This is a genomic window from Bacillus sp. FSL L8-0654 (assembly GCF_038629965.1).
Taxonomy (GTDB): Bacteria; Bacillota; Bacilli; order Bacillales; family Bacillaceae; genus Bacillus; species Bacillus safensis.
In genome coordinates this window covers 3,322,365-3,339,085 of the sequence record NZ_CP152026.1, presented here as the reverse complement: position 1 = coordinate 3,339,085, position 16,721 = coordinate 3,322,365, and the positions used below count along the sequence as shown (strand labels likewise).

At 41.6% G+C, this 16,721-nt stretch carries 20 protein-coding genes; 19 read left to right on the top strand and 1 reads right to left on the bottom strand.

From position 1 onward, the window contains the following. The first annotated feature begins 45 nt into the window (after nt 1–45). The 14 genes from MHH65_RS17260 to MHH65_RS17195 all read left to right on the top strand — a co-directional run bounded on the left by MHH65_RS17260 (nt 46) and on the right by MHH65_RS17195 (nt 11,255). Entirely contained in the window at nt 46–504 is a 459-nt protein-coding gene (locus MHH65_RS17260) for a low molecular weight protein arginine phosphatase (RefSeq protein WP_024423734.1), read from the top strand. Nucleotides 505–637: 133 nt separating this feature from the next. Further along, nucleotides 638–1,087 carry a ribose 5-phosphate isomerase B gene (gene rpiB, locus MHH65_RS17255; protein ID WP_003214714.1) on the top strand — a complete coding sequence of 150 codons (450 nt, stop codon included), beginning with the start codon at nt 638–640 and terminating at the stop codon, nt 1,085–1,087. A gap of 12 nt (nt 1,088–1,099) precedes the next feature. Then, the gene (locus MHH65_RS17250) at nt 1,100–1,639 is read left to right on the top strand and encodes a TIGR01440 family protein (RefSeq protein WP_046312974.1); all 540 of its coding nucleotides are present in this window, start codon (nt 1,100–1,102) and stop codon (nt 1,637–1,639) included. Nucleotides 1,640–1,816: 177 nt separating this feature from the next. After that, on the top strand, nt 1,817–3,064 hold the full coding sequence (gene glyA, locus MHH65_RS17245; RefSeq protein WP_034281450.1) for a serine hydroxymethyltransferase: 1,248 nt from the start codon (nt 1,817–1,819) through the stop codon (nt 3,062–3,064). Between the two features lie 147 nt (nt 3,065–3,211). Continuing rightward, nucleotides 3,212–3,841, top strand: a complete 630-nt coding sequence (gene upp / locus MHH65_RS17240) for a uracil phosphoribosyltransferase (protein WP_003214553.1) — start codon at nt 3,212–3,214, stop codon at nt 3,839–3,841. A gap of 497 nt (nt 3,842–4,338) precedes the next feature. Continuing rightward, nucleotides 4,339–4,722 carry an ATP synthase subunit I gene (locus MHH65_RS17235; protein WP_024423731.1) on the top strand — a complete coding sequence of 128 codons (384 nt, stop codon included), beginning with the start codon at nt 4,339–4,341 and terminating at the stop codon, nt 4,720–4,722. A 7-nt stretch (nt 4,723–4,729) separates the two neighbouring features. Next, nucleotides 4,730–5,464 (top strand): F0F1 ATP synthase subunit A, encoded by a 735-nt coding sequence (gene atpB / locus MHH65_RS17230; RefSeq protein ID WP_024426341.1) that lies wholly within the window; start codon nt 4,730–4,732, stop codon nt 5,462–5,464. Nucleotides 5,465–5,512: 48 nt separating this feature from the next. Then, a complete protein-coding gene (atpE, locus tag MHH65_RS17225) occupies nt 5,513–5,725 on the top strand; it encodes a F0F1 ATP synthase subunit C (RefSeq protein WP_003214968.1) in 213 nt (70 codons plus the stop codon). Nucleotides 5,726–5,845: 120 nt separating this feature from the next. Further along, a complete protein-coding gene (gene atpF, locus MHH65_RS17220; protein WP_008354935.1) occupies nt 5,846–6,367 on the top strand; it encodes a F0F1 ATP synthase subunit B in 522 nt (173 codons plus the stop codon). Next, complete coding sequence (locus MHH65_RS17215) at nt 6,364–6,909, top strand: F0F1 ATP synthase subunit delta (RefSeq protein WP_024426340.1); 546 nt, start codon at nt 6,364–6,366, stop codon at nt 6,907–6,909. Before atpF ends, MHH65_RS17215 begins: the two co-directional genes overlap by 4 nt. Before the next feature lie 16 nt (nt 6,910–6,925). Further along, nucleotides 6,926–8,434, top strand: a complete 1,509-nt coding sequence (atpA, locus tag MHH65_RS17210; protein ID WP_034281219.1) for a F0F1 ATP synthase subunit alpha — start codon at nt 6,926–6,928, stop codon at nt 8,432–8,434. A gap of 88 nt (nt 8,435–8,522) precedes the next feature. Beyond that, a complete protein-coding gene (locus MHH65_RS17205) occupies nt 8,523–9,389 on the top strand; it encodes a F0F1 ATP synthase subunit gamma (RefSeq protein ID WP_024423727.1) in 867 nt (288 codons plus the stop codon). Between the two features lie 24 nt (nt 9,390–9,413). Next, complete coding sequence (gene atpD, locus MHH65_RS17200) at nt 9,414–10,835, top strand: F0F1 ATP synthase subunit beta (protein WP_024423726.1); 1,422 nt, start codon at nt 9,414–9,416, stop codon at nt 10,833–10,835. 24 nt (nt 10,836–10,859) lie between these two features. Next, nucleotides 10,860–11,255: a F0F1 ATP synthase subunit epsilon gene (locus MHH65_RS17195; protein ID WP_003214592.1), complete on the top strand. Its 396-nt coding sequence runs from the start codon at nt 10,860–10,862 to the stop codon at nt 11,253–11,255. A 42-nt stretch (nt 11,256–11,297) separates the two neighbouring features. Here the strand turns inward: MHH65_RS17195 and MHH65_RS17190 are convergent, their stop codons facing one another. Continuing rightward, nucleotides 11,298–11,774 (bottom strand): hypothetical protein, encoded by a 477-nt coding sequence (locus tag MHH65_RS17190; protein WP_098677202.1) that lies wholly within the window; start codon nt 11,772–11,774, stop codon nt 11,298–11,300. Nucleotides 11,775–11,944: 170 nt separating this feature from the next. Between MHH65_RS17190 and MHH65_RS17185 the strand changes: the two genes are divergently transcribed. The 5 genes from MHH65_RS17185 to MHH65_RS17165 all read left to right on the top strand — a co-directional run bounded on the left by MHH65_RS17185 (nt 11,945) and on the right by MHH65_RS17165 (nt 16,685). Next, nucleotides 11,945–12,175, top strand: a complete 231-nt coding sequence (locus tag MHH65_RS17185; RefSeq protein ID WP_098677171.1) for a DUF1146 family protein — start codon at nt 11,945–11,947, stop codon at nt 12,173–12,175. Nucleotides 12,176–12,304: 129 nt separating this feature from the next. Continuing rightward, on the top strand, nt 12,305–13,039 hold the full coding sequence (locus tag MHH65_RS17180; RefSeq protein WP_024423723.1) for a YwmB family TATA-box binding protein: 735 nt from the start codon (nt 12,305–12,307) through the stop codon (nt 13,037–13,039). A gap of 32 nt (nt 13,040–13,071) precedes the next feature. Continuing rightward, nucleotides 13,072–14,379: a UDP-N-acetylglucosamine 1-carboxyvinyltransferase gene (murA, locus tag MHH65_RS17175; protein WP_024423722.1), complete on the top strand. Its 1,308-nt coding sequence runs from the start codon at nt 13,072–13,074 to the stop codon at nt 14,377–14,379. 259 nt (nt 14,380–14,638) lie between these two features. Beyond that, entirely contained in the window at nt 14,639–15,664 is a 1,026-nt protein-coding gene (spoIID, locus tag MHH65_RS17170; RefSeq protein WP_081124961.1) for a stage II sporulation protein D, read from the top strand. A 322-nt stretch (nt 15,665–15,986) separates the two neighbouring features. Continuing rightward, the gene (locus tag MHH65_RS17165) at nt 15,987–16,685 is read left to right on the top strand and encodes a VWA domain-containing protein (RefSeq protein ID WP_080769523.1); all 699 of its coding nucleotides are present in this window, start codon (nt 15,987–15,989) and stop codon (nt 16,683–16,685) included. Nucleotides 16,686–16,721: the final 36 nt, after the last annotated feature.

Genomic DNA, 16,721 nt, shown 5'->3' with positions numbered 1-16,721 from the left:
ATGTAGAATGAAATGCTATATAATAGAAGAAAAGGAGGGCGAAAGATGAAAATCTTATTTGTTTGTACGGGAAATACATGCAGAAGTCCAATGGCTCAAGCCCTTTTTGCTTCCATTGCAGATGAAAAAGGTTTAGAGGTCACTGTAAAATCAGCGGGCATTTTTGCCTCCGATGAAGGGAAGGCTTCTCCTCAAGCGATCGAAGCATTATTTGAGAAAAGCATTCCACTGAATCACTCATCATCAAAATTGACAGAGGATCTTCTACGCGAAGCTCATTACGTCTTCACGATGACGATGCAGCATAAACAGTTGATTGCAGAGCAATATGCGCATGCAAAAGGCAAGGTCTTCACTTTAAAGGAATTTGCGACAGGAACAGAAGGCGATGTATCCGATCCGTTTGGAGGAAGTCTTTCTGTTTATCAGGAAACTCGAGATGAACTAGAAGCCTTGCTGTATCAGCTCGCTGAGAAGCTGAAAAAAGATCATCATAATAGATAACTTGTAAAACCGTTGCCTCAACGGTTTTTCTGCTATTGTTTGCAAATCACTAGTCAGAGGTTAAAATATAACTGTGAATAAAGAATGAATGTAAGACATAACAGAACAACTCACCCTTAGGAGGAATTGCCCGATGAAAGTAGCCATTGCATCCGATCACGGCGGAACGAATATTCGTGAAGAAATCAAACAACTGATGGATGAATTGAAGATTGAATACATTGATATGGGTTGTGAATGCGGATCAGGTTCTGTAGACTACCCAGATTATGCTTTCCCTGTAGCCAATATGGTGGCAAACGGAGAAGTCGACCGCGGCATTTTAATTTGTGGGACAGGCATCGGCATGAGCATCTCAGCAAATAAAGTAAAAGGAATTCGCTGTGCATTGGCTCATGATACATTTAGTGCGAAAGCAACGAGAGAACATAATGATACGAACGTTCTTGCAATGGGAGAGCGAGTGATTGGACCAGGATTAGCACGTGAGATTGCGCACATTTGGCTGACGACAGAGTTTACAGCAGGACGCCATGCTGTGCGGATTGGCAAAATTGCTGATTACGAAGAAAAGCACCTATAAGGAGCGCTTAACATGAACATTGGTCAAGATTGGCTTGAAATGTTAAAAGAGTTTCATCAAACAGTTGAATTGCATGCCGGGCAAATCTTAGTCATTGGCTGCAGTACGTCAGAAGTGGCTGGTGAGCATATTGGTACTGCAGGAAGTGAGCAAATTGCTGCCTCTATCTATCAAGAATTGGATCAGTTAAGACGAGAGACCGGCATCGAGCTCGCCTTTCAATGCTGTGAACATCTAAATCGTGCCCTTGTTGTTGAAGAAGAAGCGGCTTTCCGTTTTAACCTGGAGATCGTAGCTGCAGTACCTGTCCGTAAAGCGGGTGGTTCGATGGCGGCTCATGCGTATCAGCAAATGGAACATCCTGTATTGGTCGAATGCATTGAGGCACATGCTGGAATTGATATCGGCGATACGTTAATTGGGATGCACTTAAAGAGAGTCGCTGTACCTGTCCGCCTCAGTCGTCATCGATTAGGACATGCACATGTGACTTTTGCGAAAACGCGTCCGAAGCTGATTGGCGGAGAACGAGCCGTTTATACAAGATCATAGCTTCGATATATTTCTAATATAATGTTGAATGATGAAGACGCTTTACCACTTGAATATTCGGGTTTTCATAAAAAAGAAGTCGATTTTCCAAAAAAAACTTTTACATTTTACTCAAAAACCGTGTACAATGAGATGGTGAAAACATCGAATGGAAATAGATTGGAGAGGATTTCGCTGATGAAACATTTACCTGAGCAAGACGCACAAGTATTCAAAGCAATTCAACTAGAGCGGAAACGCCAGCAGGACAAAATCGAATTAATTGCATCAGAAAACTTCGTAAGCGAAGCAGTCATGGAAGCACAGGGCTCTGTATTAACTAACAAATACGCTGAGGGCTATCCTGGTAAACGCTACTATGGCGGCTGTGAACATGTAGACGTTGTGGAAGATATCGCACGTGACCGCGCAAAAGAAATTTTTGGCGCTGAGTATGTGAACGTACAGCCTCACTCAGGTGCTCAAGCGAACATGGCCGTATACTTTACAATTCTTGAGCATGGCGATACAGTACTGGGCATGAACTTATCACATGGCGGGCATTTAACACACGGAAGCCCTGTAAACTTTAGTGGTGTACAGTACAACTTTGTAGAATATGGTGTAGATAAAGAAACTCAGCATATCGACTATCAAGATGTACTTGAAAAAGCACGTGAACATAAGCCGAAACTTATCGTTGCGGGTGCAAGTGCATACCCACGTCAAATTGATTTCAAAAAGTTCCGTGAGATTGCTGATGAAGTCGGTGCTTACTTTATGGTCGACATGGCTCACATTGCTGGTCTTGTTGCAGCAGGTCTTCATCCAAATCCAGTTCCTTACGCAGATTTTGTGACAACGACAACTCACAAAACATTACGCGGACCTCGCGGCGGAATGATTCTATGCCGTGAAGAGTTTGGTAAAAAGATCGACAAATCGATTTTCCCTGGTATTCAAGGTGGACCACTGATGCATGTCATCTCTGCAAAAGCTGTTTCTTTCGGTGAAGTATTGAACGGAGATTTCAAAACATATGCACAAAACGTCATTGATAATGCAAAACAACTAGCTGAAACTCTTTTATCTGAAGATATTCAGCTTGTATCTGGGGGAACAGATAACCATCTTGTTCTCATCGACTTGCGTTCTCTTGGCATCACAGGAAAAATTGCAGAAAACGTTCTTGATGAAATCGGTATTACAGTGAACAAAAATGCAATTCCTTATGATCCAGAGAAACCATTTGTCACAAGTGGTGTACGTGTAGGTACAGCAGCAGTAACAAGCCGCGGTTTTGATCAAGAAGCGATGAAAGAAGTCGGTTCCATTATTGCACTTGCGCTAAAACATCATGAAGATGAAGCGAAATTAGAAGAGGCGAAAAAGCGTGTATCTGATCTTACGGCCCGTTTCCCTCTATATAACGAATTAGATTATTAAAAAACAGACCCATTTGCCTATATTTGGCATGTGGGTTTTTTTTGTAGGATTTGCGAATCATATTGAAAGATGATGTCTTTTTATGTAGAATTGTAGGAAGTGTGCAAAGTTCACCGGAAGATGACAGAAAAGGAGTTGTAGCAAGCAATGGCAAAGGTTTATGTATTTGATCACCCGCTTATTCAGCACAAACTTACATATATTCGTGACGTTCATACAGGAACTAAAGAATTTAGAGAGCTAGTGGATGAAGTTGCAACATTAATGGCATTTGAAATCACAAGAGATTTACCGCTTGAAGAGGTAGATGTAGAAACACCTGTACAAGTAGCGAAATCAAACGTGATCTCAGGGAAGAAACTCGGTGTTGTGCCAATTTTAAGAGCAGGTCTTGGAATGGTAGACGGGATTTTGAAACTCATTCCAGCTGCTAAAGTGGGACATGTTGGTTTATACCGTGATCCGAAAACATTAAAGCCTGTTGAATATTATGTGAAGCTTCCATCTGATGTGGAAGAACGTGAATTTATCGTAGTAGACCCAATGCTTGCAACTGGCGGCTCTGCAGTCGAAGCGTTAAACAGCTTGAAAAAACGCGGTGCGAAAAACATTCGCTTTATGTGTCTGATTGCTGCCCCTGAAGGTGTAGAGGAAATGCAAAAGCATCATCCAGATGTTGATATCTACATTGCAGCATTAGATGAGAAACTAAACGAAAAAGGTTACATCATCCCAGGTCTTGGTGATGCTGGTGACCGTATGTACGGAACGAAATAAGAAAGTCTTAATAAAAGCCCACATGCAAACGTGCATGTGGGCTTTTTGAAATATATGACAAACGGTTGATACCGTTCTTAGAAAAATCAATGTATACTGAACATTGGCTGTTTTTTTCAATGATTGTCACATCTCTCCTAAAGTTTGATGAAATTGTGAACATTTTGTGTGCTCTATCACTATAGAAAAGTTTTTTAACTTTCAACCGATTGACACATCATAGACGCTATTGTATGCTAAACGAGGATATTATGGTAAGGTTTTCATAGCCTATAGCACTCTACTAATCCTCATTGTGAACCCTTTAATAATCAGGGTTTGTATCAACGAATGAAGCAGCATCCCATAGATCTAAAGATTTCAAGTCTGATTGTGCAATTAGACCGATGGGTGATTGATTTTTTTCGAATAGGACGGCTTATCATAAGCGTCTTCTACGCAGTTTTCATCACCATTTATCACCTTTTTTACAATACTTTTCATCGGGAGTCAGATGAATGAACGATCCAAACGCGATTTTCCGCAGACAGAGTAAATACATGTTCTATCTATTGGCAATTTTTGTGTTTGGCTATGCCATGCCTGGTTTTAAACCACTGTTTCTTGGTTTCATTATCGGCACAATTTTTGCTTTCTTTAATTTATTCCTACTTATACGGAGAATGCACGCTTTTGATCGAGCGGTTAAAAAAGGAAAATCCATTCGTTCAATGGGAAGTACAGCCAGGTGGGCCAACGCGATTCTCGCAGTAGCGATTGCTTGGCGTTACCCTAATGAAGTTCATCTGGCAGGTGTTGTTATAGGATTAATGACAATATATCCTGTCATTATGATAGATTCCTTCATTCAACTTAAACGTTCTACTATGGAAGAGAGGTGAATACTCTTTGGGTCACAGTTCAAAAACTACAGAATTTTTAGGGTTAACGTTCAACTTATCCAATGTTCTCATGATTACGATTGCTAGTATCATCGTTCTTCTCATAGCGGTGCTGACTACTCGTGTTCTGTCTATTCGTCCGACTAAGGCGCAGAACTTCATGGAATGGATCGTTGATTTTGTTCGAAATATCATAGGTAGTTCGATGGACATGAAAACAGGAGCCCCATTTCTAGCGCTTGGCGTTACATTACTCATGTACATATTTGTTTCAAACATGCTTGGACTGCCGTTCTCGATTACGGTCGATCACAACTTGTGGTGGAAATCACCAACTGCTGATCCTGCAATCACAATGACACTAGCAATTATGGTCATGGGACTTACACACTTCTACGGTGTCAAGGCAAAAGGAGTCAAGGAATATACGAAAGACTACTTTAGACCAATTCCGCTTTTAGTACCATTGAAACTTATTGAAGAATTTGCAAACACGCTAACACTTGGTTTGCGTCTTTACGGAAATATTTTCGCTGGAGAGATTCTTCTTGGGTTACTTGCAGGACTTGCGACCAATTTCTACACGCAAAATATTGCGCTTGGTATCGTTGGTACATTAGGTGCCATCGTGCCGATGATTGTATGGCAGGCATTCAGTTTGTTTGTCGGAACAATCCAGGCATTTATCTTCACCATGCTGACAATGGTGTACATTTCCCATAAAGTCAGCGACGAACACTAAAAAATTGAGAGTCCAAAAAGGACGTTATTTTAAAGGAGGAGCTTTTTAATGAATTTAATAGCAGCAGCAATTGCAATCGGTTTAGGAGCACTAGGAGCAGGTATTGGTAACGGTCTAATCGTATCTAAAACAGTTGAAGGAATTGCTCGTCAGCCAGAAGCTGGTAGAGAACTAAGAACACTTATGTTCATCGGGGTCGCTTTAGTTGAGGCACTTCCAATTATCGCTGTCGTTATCGCATTCTTGGCATTCTTTGGTTAATATGTGAGAAGCGTTCTAATATGAATTTTAATGGCGAAGATCAGATTAGTTCGAAACTTCGCCATTCCTTTATGTTTTGTTTCTTAACATATTATTTAAAGAAGGGAGTTGCCGTACTAAATGTCTCAGTTACCAGTGGTTTTAGGAGCAGGGGGCTTAAGTTTCAACGCCGGTGATATGTTATTCCAGCTTATCGCTATGCTCATCTTGCTTGCACTTTTAAAGAAATTTGCGCTTAAACCTTTATTAGGTATTATGAAGCAGCGTGAAGATTATATAGGAAATGAAATTTCAAGTGCTGAACAAAAGCACGTTCAAGCTGAAAAGCTTCTTGAAGAACAACGTGTCTTATTGAAAGAAGCACGCGAAGAATCACATACACTCATCGAAAATGCGAAAAAGATTGGTGAGAAACAAAAAGAAGAGATCATTCAAGCAGCACGTCAAGAATCAGAGCGCTTGAAAGAGTCTGCTAGAACTGAAATCGTGAAAGAAAAAGAACAAGCTGTGGCTGCACTGCGTGAGCAGGTTGCATCACTATCTGTGCTGATTGCATCTAAAGTGATTGAAAAAGAACTTGATGAGCAGGCACAAGAGAAATTGATTCAAGAGTACCTTAAAGAGGCAGGCGAAAGCCGATGAGCGTAACTATTGTCTCTAAGCGTTACGCTTCTGCTCTTTTTGACATCGTTCTTGCTTCTTCGGCAGTAGACGAAACTGAAAAAGAGCTGAATGAGATCAAAAAAGTTCTAAAGGCTGATCAAGAACTCAATGACTTCCTTGTTCATCCAAAGATTACTGCAGACAAAAAGAAACAGTTGATTGCAGAAGCTTTCAAAGGTGTTTCTACTTATGTATTGCACACAATGTATTTACTGATTGACCGCGGACGCACGAATATTTTCTCTGAAATGACGTCGGAGTTTGTGAAACTTGCAAACCGCACGAAACAAATAGACGATGCGGTCGTGTATTCAGTGAAACCGCTGAGCGGTGCTGAAATTCAATCTTTATCTGAAGTATTTGCCAAAAAAGCCGGAGTCACATCACTGCGTGTTGAAAATGTGATTGACAAGGATCTAATAGGCGGAGTGAAAATCCGTATCGGAAACCGCATTTATGACGGCAGTGTCAGCGGAAAGCTTTCCCGCATTGAACGTCAGCTTGCAGGCGAAAATCGTTAGAAGGGGTGAAACCTTAGTGAGTATCAAAGCTGAAGAGATTAGCGCGCTGATAAAGCAGCAAATCCAAAACTATCAATCAGAAATTGAAGTAAAAGATGTCGGTACAGTCATTCAAGTAGGGGACGGTATCGCGCGTGTACATGGCCTTGACAACATTATGGCAGGAGAGCTGGTTGAGTTCTCTAACGGTGTAATGGGTATGGCTCAAAACCTTGAGGAGTCTAACGTAGGTATCGTTATTTTAGGACCTTACAAAGATATCCGCGAAGGTGACGATGTAAAACGTACAGGTCGTATCATGGAGGTTCCAGTAGGTGAAGAGTTAATCGGACGTATTGTGAACCCGCTTGGTCAGCCTGTTGATGGACTAGGTCCAATCTTAACAAGCAAAACACGTCCAATCGAAAGTGAAGCACCTGGCGTTATGGATCGTAAATCTGTACATGAGCCGCTTCAAACAGGAATTAAAGCAATTGATGCCTTGATTCCAATCGGCCGCGGACAGCGTGAATTGATCATTGGTGACCGTCAAACAGGTAAAACATCTGTTGCAATCGATACGATTCTAAACCAAAAAGATCAAGACATGATCTGTATTTATGTAGCGATCGGACAAAAAGAATCAACGGTTCGTGGTGTTGTTGAAACACTTCGTAAGCATGGTGCGCTTGACTACACAATCGTTGTCACAGCTTCTGCATCACAGCCAGCTCCACTTCTTTACCTTGCTCCTTATGCAGGTGTAACGATGGGTGAGGAATTCATGTATAACGGCAAGCACGTACTTGTTGTCTATGATGACCTTTCTAAACAAGCGGCAGCTTACCGTGAGCTTTCACTATTGCTTCGTCGTCCTCCAGGTCGTGAGGCATTCCCTGGTGATGTTTTCTATCTTCACTCTCGTTTATTAGAACGTGCAGCGAAGCTTAGTGACGCAAAGGGTGGCGGTTCTATCACAGCATTGCCTTTCGTAGAAACGCAGGCTGGCGATATCTCTGCATATATCCCAACAAACGTTATTTCAATCACAGATGGACAGATCTTCTTACAATCTGACCTCTTCTTCTCAGGCGTACGTCCAGCAGTAAACGCAGGATTGTCTGTATCCCGTGTAGGTGGTTCTGCACAAATCAAAGCGATGAAAAAGGTAGCAGGTACACTTCGTCTGGATCTTGCTTCTTATCGTGAGCTTGAAGCATTCGCTCAATTTGGATCTGATCTAGACCAAGCCACTCAAGCGAAATTAAACCGTGGTGCAAGAACAGTTGAAGTCTTAAAACAAGACTTGAACAAACCGCTTAAAGTTGAAAAACAAGTAGCGATTCTTTACGCACTAACAAGAGGATACTTAGACGATGTTGCCATTGCTGATGTTAAACGTTTTGAAGCTGAGTTATTCTTGTACATTGAAGAAAACCATAAAGGCTTGTTTGACACAATCTCTCAAACAGGAAATATGCCTGCTGATGAAGAGTGGAAGACAGCAATCGAAGGCTTTAAACGTACGTTTGCACCAAGCAACTAATTAGTAATCTTTCCGAGAGAAAAAGATTCTCTTTTTCTCTCTTTTCACGTAAATGAACACGGATTCCTGAAAAAAGGTGGTGAAATCTTTGGCCTCATTACGCGATATAAAGTCAAGGATCACGTCAACGAAAAAATCGAGTCAGATCACAAAAGCGATGCAAATGGTATCAGCTGCGAAACTGAATCGTGCTGAAAACAATGCGAAGTCTTTTGTTCCTTACATGGAGAAAATCCAGGAAGTGGTTGCTGCAATCGCAACTGGAACAAGTGCTAAGCACCCAATGCTTCTTTCAAGACCTGTCAAGAAAACAGGGTATCTCGTCATTACATCTGATCGAGGGCTTGCAGGACCTTTTAACAGCTCGATTTTGCGTGCCGCTTACCAAACCATTCAATCTCGTCATCAATCCGCTGATGAATATGCGGTGATTGTCATTGGTAAAATCGGACGCGACTTCTTCAAAAAGCGTGGTATTCCAGTTATTTCTGAAGTAACAGGGCTTGGAGACGAAGTAGCGTTTGCTGATATTAAAGAATTAGCAAGCAGTACAGTTCAAATGTTCTCTGATGAAGCGTTTGACGAACTTTATATGTTCTACAACCACTTTGTCAGTGCGATTTCACAAGAAGTAACAGAGAAGAAATTATTGCCGCTAACGGACCTTTCGGCCGCAGCGACACCAAATAAACGTTCCGCATCTTATGAGTTTGAGCCTTCTGAAGAAGAAATTCTTGAAGTTCTCCTTCCTCAATATGCAGAGAGTTTGATTTTCGGTGCGCTTCTTGACAGCAAAGCAAGTGAACATGCTGCAAGAATGACAGCAATGAAGAGTGCAACAGACAACGCAAAAGAATTGATCGACAGCCTGACACTCTCTTACAACCGTGCTCGTCAAGCAGCGATTACACAAGAGATTACAGAAATTGTCGGCGGAGCAGCTGCCTTAGAATAGAAATAATTGTCAGGAGGGAATGCAATGAAAACAGGACGCATCAGTCAGATCATGGGACCAGTCGTAGACGTTCGTTTTGAAGACGGTCACTTGCCTGAGATTTATAATGCGATCAAAGTTTCGCATAAAGCGGAAAGCGAAAGTGAAGTTGATATCGACTTAACTTTAGAAGTAGCACTACATTTAGGTGACGATACAGTGAGAACCATCGCAATGGCATCAACAGACGGTGTGAAGCGCGGTATGGAAGCTGTAGACCTTGGAAAACCAATTTCAGTACCAGTTGGTAACGTAACACTTGGACGTGTATTCAACGTACTGGGAGATAACATTGACTTAGATGAGCCACTTGGTGTGGAAGCTCAAAGAGATCCAATCCACAGACAAGCGCCTTCTTTTGATCAACTTTCTACAGAAGTTGAAATTCTTGAAACAGGTATCAAAGTTGTTGACCTGCTTGCTCCTTACATCAAAGGTGGAAAGATCGGTCTATTCGGTGGAGCTGGTGTAGGTAAAACCGTTCTGATTCAAGAATTGATCAACAACATCGCACAAGAACACGGCGGTATTTCTGTATTCGCTGGTGTTGGAGAGCGTACACGTGAAGGAAACGACCTTTACTACGAAATGAAAGATTCTGGCGTTATCGAAAAAACAGCCATGGTCTTCGGTCAAATGAACGAGCCGCCAGGTGCACGTATGCGTGTTGCCCTAACTGGTTTGACAATGGCAGAGCATTTCCGTGATGAACAAGGTCAAGACGTATTGTTCTTCATCGATAATATCTATCGCTTTACACAAGCAGGTTCTGAAGTATCAGCCCTTCTTGGACGTATGCCTTCAGCGGTAGGTTATCAGCCGACACTTGCAACAGAGATGGGTCAGCTGCAAGAGCGTATCACGTCTACAAACGTAGGATCGGTTACATCGATTCAAGCGATCTATGTACCTGCGGATGACTATACGGATCCAGCTCCAGCAACAACATTCGCTCACCTTGATGCAACGACAAACCTTGAGCGTAAGCTGACTGAAATGGGTATTTACCCAGCGGTTGATCCTCTTGCTTCAACATCTCGTGCACTTGCACCTGAGATCGTTGGTGAAGAGCATTATGCGATTGCGCGTGAAGTGCAGCAAACATTGCAGCGTTATAAAGAGCTTCAAGATATTATTGCCATTTTAGGTATGGATGAATTATCTGAGGACGATAAGCTTGTGGTACACAGAGCGCGTCGTATTCAATTCTTCCTATCTCAAAACTTCCACGTAGCAGAGCAGTTCACTGGCCAAAAGGGTTCTTATGTGCCATTGAAAGAAACTGTTAAAGGCTTCAAGGAAATCTTGTCTGGTAAATACGATCACCTTCCAGAAGATGCATTCCGCTTAGTTGGACGCATTGAAGAAGTGATTGAAAAAGCCAAAGAGATGGGTGTAGAGGCCTAATCTGGTCCTTAGGAGGGTAAAAGCATGAAGACCGTTCAAGTCAATATCGTTACTCCCGACGGCCCAGTATATCAAGCGGATGTGGAAATGGTCAGTGTAAGAGCAGAAAGCGGTGAGCTTGGTATTTTAGCTGGCCACGTTCCAATGGTTGCCCCGCTAAAAATCGGTGCAGTTCGCTTAAAACATAGTGGATCAACTGAATTGGTTGCAGTAAGTGGCGGATTTGTTGAAGTCCGCCCTGAACAAGTAACGATTCTTGCTCAGGCCGCTGAAACATCAGATAAAGTTGATGTCGATCGTGCTAAATCAGCGAAGCAGCGTGCTGAAGAGCATTTGAACCACCCGAATGAAAGTGATGTACGCCGGGCGGAACTCGCATTAAAACGGGCGTTAAACCGTTTAAATGTAGCAGGGAAATAAAACAGAAAATCCTTCTTATCACTGTGATAAGAAGGATTTTTTTTAGGATGACATGAGAGATTGATACATCGACACATAAGGATGAGATGCTTGCTTTTCTAGATATAAGTGCTCGCAAAATTGCGTACTACAATGCCATGTTTTATTATTTCTGCGTAAGCCAAGCGTATATTTGTGCGGAGAATCCATATAAGGCCGCACCACCCAGTCAGCATCTGAATGATGACGGATGACAACCTCTCCTATATACACACTCATCATCGCTTCTAATGCATCTATTGGCATTTTCCACTCAGCGAACAGCTGCTTGGTCAATGCATCAAGGTATAGTGATTCTAACTGATACAGGCTTTCCTCAGAGTAATCCAAAGAAATGTTATGAAAATGACACAATTGTGCTAATTCTTCTAGCTGTGTCTGTCTATAATCAAAGTAGAAAGCAATGGCCTCCCATTCATGATCAAATGAGGGAACCAATTCTCCGTACAAATCAACAAAGTCAGGAAAAGAATCTTTCAATGTGTTCAGCTCCTTCCACACGCAGTATATCATCTCCTTGGCATCAGGATAAGAGGGGATTCACACTAAATGTAGCTCTTTTTTCCAAATGATTCATCTTTCCGATTTTCGAGGATATAATGAAAGGGAGTTTTCCTTTACAGAAATAAATAAAAGGAGGATTCAACTGTATGGAAGACGTAGGACAACAAGCAATCGTGGGCATTGTGATCCACCTATTTTTTATCGCGGTTACATGGTGGGCACTGCTTGCTGTAAATATTGATCCACTCATTAAAAAAGGGAAAATCGTTCAAGCAAAGCTGCTGATGATGCTCATTACCATTGCTATCGCATCTGCAGTCAGCAATTTCTTCCTTGATTACTTAAATTTCTCGAGACAAATTCCTTATATGTTCTAACATAAAAGGTTTGGTCACAGCCTTCTGCGGGAACGTAAAAAGAAGGGTCAAAAGGCTCGCCTTTTGTTGACTTTTCCACGTATGCATTGACCTCCTTGCGGCAACACTTGTAGCAAGGGGGAATGACAAGTGAGAAAGTATTTGAAAGGTTGGCCATTATTTGCGTTTATTCTTTTTTTTGTTCTGATGATTCAAGGTGTTCGTGCGGAAGAATCTTCCCCGCTCGCTCAAATAGCAGAAGGTCTAAAAAACCAGCAAATTGAAGTCGATGGATGGACCCTTCATGCCAAGACAAATGTAGATATTTCATCCGAACAATTTTCAAAAAAAGTGAAACGTTTGAAAGACGAACTACGACAGTATGAGTGGACCGAAAAAAAAGAACAACATGTCACCAAAGTCACAGGAATTTACAAAGATGAAAAAAATGATACAGAATCGAAAATTTTACTCGTGAAGACCGACACAAAATCCAATCAAAAGTCGTATTTATTATATGAGCAAAAAGGTGCTCGCCCACTGAATACCTGGGAGCATACATATGATCAGTTCGTACGTCATGCAAAAAGCATATTACAAGAGAAAATTGTAATTTTTACTTGTCTCGATGGTCATGTAAATGGTATGATGGATGTTGTTTTGCAAAAAAAAGCTGAAATGTTAGCAAATGAATTTCAAGCAAAACCAGTTGAGTATCTCGTTGAGTCTAATTTTGTGTCGCTTTCCGCTTACACAGATAAGTGGGAACAGTTCATTATGACTTCAAATGATAAAATGAATGTTCAAATTGCCATCAGAAGTTCGGAAATGAACGAAAATCATACGATTACGGTTGGCACACCAATCGTAACGACTGAATATTAATATAGAGAATTTGGGACGCGGAGGGGAAGACCTTGGAAAAAATCATCGTCCGCGGCGGTCAAAAGTTAAACGGCACAGTTAAAGTAGAAGGCGCAAAAAATGCCGTTTTACCAGTTATCGCTGCATCTTTGTTAGCAAGTACAGAAAAAAGCGTAATTTGTGATGTACCTACGCTCTCCGATGTATATACAATCAATGAAGTGTTACGTCATTTAGGAGCAGAAGTACATTTTGAAAATAACGAAGTATCAGTTGATGCATCTCATGCACTAGAAACTGAGGCTCCGTTTGAGTATGTCCGTAAAATGCGAGCATCCGTGCTTGTCATGGGACCACTTTTAGCAAGAACAGGTCATGCAAGAGTTGCATTACCTGGAGGCTGTGCGATTGGTTCAAGACCAATTGATCAGCATTTAAAAGGCTTTGAAGCAATGGGAGCTAAAATTCAAGTAGGTAATGGTTTCATCGAGGCTGAAGTAAAAGGCCGTTTAAAAGGTGCAAAAATCTATTTGGATTTCCCAAGTGTAGGGGCAACTGAAAACATCATCATGGCAGCAGCATTAGCTGAAGGAACAACGATTTTAGAAAACGTAGCAAAAGAACCTGAAATTGTTGATTTAGCAAACTACATCAATGCCATGGGCGGTAAGGTTCGCGGTGCTGGTACTGGTACAATCAAAATCGAAGGTGTGGAAACACTTCACGGTGCAAAACACAACATCATCCCTGACAGAATTGAAGCAGGTACTTTCATGGTGGCAGCAGCCATTACAGAAGGAAATGTTCTTGTAAAAGGCGCAGTGCCAGAGCACATGACATCACTTGTGGCAAAAATGGAAGAAATGGGTATTCAGATCATTGAAGAAGAAGAAGGTTTAAGAGTCATTGGACCATCTGAGCTCAAGCCAATCGATCTAAAAACAATGCCGCATCCTGGGTTCCCAACGGATATGCAATCTCAGATGATGGCGCTATTGCTTCGTGCGAACGGAACAAGCATGATCACAGAAACGGTGTTTGAAAACCGCTTTATGCATGCTGAAGAATTCCGCCGCATGAATGGCGATATTAAAATTGAGGGTCGCTCTGTCATTATCAATGGGCCGGTTCAACTTCAAGGTGCTGAAGTGGCAGCGACTGATTTAAGAGCAGGAGCAGCACTTGTACTTGCTGGATTAGTGGCAGAAGGTCATACACGTGTCACTGAGTTGAAGCATATTGACCGTGGTTATGTGAACTTCCACCAAAAGCTTGCAGCAATCGGTGCAGATATTGAAAGAGTAAACGATGAATCAGCAGATGTGACACAAGAACAAGTTGTATCAGATCTGAACGCTTAATCATGAAAGAAATCAGTGTGTCCATTGGGGCATGCTGATTTTTTTTTTAGAATCATAGAATGCCTCATTTCACGAAGCTTATCATTAGTGTATCCAACCATCTTAAATTTTATTCATACAGACGAACAGTAAAATCCATTCTAAGAACAGGCCCATACCTTCATAAAAGACTTGTCCACTAAATGAAAGAAGCTGTCATATTAGCTTGTCCCTGCCCATAGGATAAAAGAGATTCAATGACAAATGGGGGCAGCCAAATATGAAACCAATGATATGGACAATCGCAGGAATATGCATCATCATTTTAATGATTCCAACATTACTTGTGTTGCCGACGTTCCAAGGGAAGCAGGCGGCCAGCCAGCACGTAGCAGCAGAACCATCAGTTAAAAAAGAAGTGAAGGGTTCAGTCAAATTGAAGCAATCACCCGTCGCTATCCCCGTCTATCGCTCAGCTCATCAGCAGGTAGAAAACATCCCCTTAGAAGAGTATGTGATCGGTGTCGTAGCATCTGAAATGCCAGCTGATTTTGAAATGGAAGCACTCAAGGCACAGGCGCTCGCAGCAAGAACGTATATCGTCAGACAAATGATCAGTGATAAGACTGTCAAATCACCTAAGGGCTCTCTTGTAGATGATACCCAAATGTTCCAAGTTTACAAAAACAAACAGGAACTCAAGAAAATTTGGGGGAAAGCGTACAATTGGAAATTAAAAAAGGTCACGGAAGCTGTCGCCAGCACACAAGGAAAAGTGCTGACTTATGACGAGAAACCAATTGATGCTTCATTCTTTTCAACAAGTAACGGAAAAACGGAAAATGCCGAAGCCTATTGGAAAAACGAAATCCCTTATTTGAAAAGTGTCTCAAGTAAATGGGACGAAAAATCGCCAAAATTTCAAAATAAGAAAACCATCTCGGTCAGTGAATTTCAGCAAAAATTAGGTGTGACGCTCACTCAGCAGGCTCAGGTCGGACAGATTGTAGAACGGACACCAGGAAATCAGGTAGCGAAAGCCGTGATCAACGGAAAAACAATGTCAGGCCGAGACATTCGAGAATCACTAGGCCTTCATTCAGCGGACTTCACATGGGAACGCCAAGGCCAGCAGATTGTCATTACAACAAAAGGATATGGTCATGGTGTAGGCATGAGTCAATATGGTGCGCATTATATGGCGCAGGCAGGCAAAAAAGTAGATGCCATCGTGAAGCATTATTATAAAGGAATTCAAATCGAATCAGCCGATCGTTTTCTCAACACGTATATGGCTAAAAAATAAAGCAAAGGTGCCTCAGAAATGAGGCATTTTTTTGTGTGTTCAAAGAGATTTGAACAGAATGTGTCAAATCGCGACTTAAGACGCAGATCAGGAAATCTTAAACATTTATGTCCTGACAAGAACTGATGGCCGATACAAAGTCCCTCGAAAGACAGAGAAAACGAGAGAATAATGGGTGTGTTAGGTGAAAATATCTAGACATCTGACAGAATTTTAGTGATTTTGATGAAAGAGAAAAAGGGACCGAGTCCTATACCATTCCAAGACAGAATAATTTACGATTAAGATGTTTCAATCAAATACATAAGGAGGAAGAAAAAGTATGTTGAAAAAAGTAATCACACTCGTAACCTTAACTGTATTGACATTATCTATGTCAATCTCTTCACCAGTATTTGCAGAAGCATCTACAGTCAAAAAACATAATAAAGATGTAAGAGTCACAATCTTGCTTGATGCAAGTGGAAGCATGGCAAGAAAAGTAGAGGGGGAGCGCAAATTTGATCTCGCTAAACAAGAGGTATTTAAATTTGCTCAGTCACTTCCAAAAGACGCTAAAATTCGTATGAGCTTGTTTGGTTCTGAAGGAAACAACAAAAATTCAGGTAAAGCTCAATCATGTGAAGTCATTAGAGGCGTTTACGGCGTACAGCCTTATGAAAAGGACAGCTTCGAAAACTCTTTAAACGGACTTGGGCCAACTGGCTGGACACCGATTGCACGTGCACTTGAAAATGCAAAGCAAGCGGATGAGCAGCTTACTGCAGGAACAAAGCATATTGTGTACTTAATCACTGATGGTGAGGAAACTTGTGGCGGAGATCCAGTAAAAGTAGCAAAAGAATTGCATAACTCAAAAGGATCAACTGTTGTAAATGTGATCGGATTAGACTTTAACGATGGCTATGAAGGTCAATTGAAGCAAGTAGCCAAAGCTGGTAAAGGCCATTACTACCAAGCAAGTACTGGTAAAGAAATGGGTTCTATCTTTTCAGCAGAATCATTAAAACTACACGAATAACTTGCTGAACAAAAGGGAAACGATTGATTCATGCTT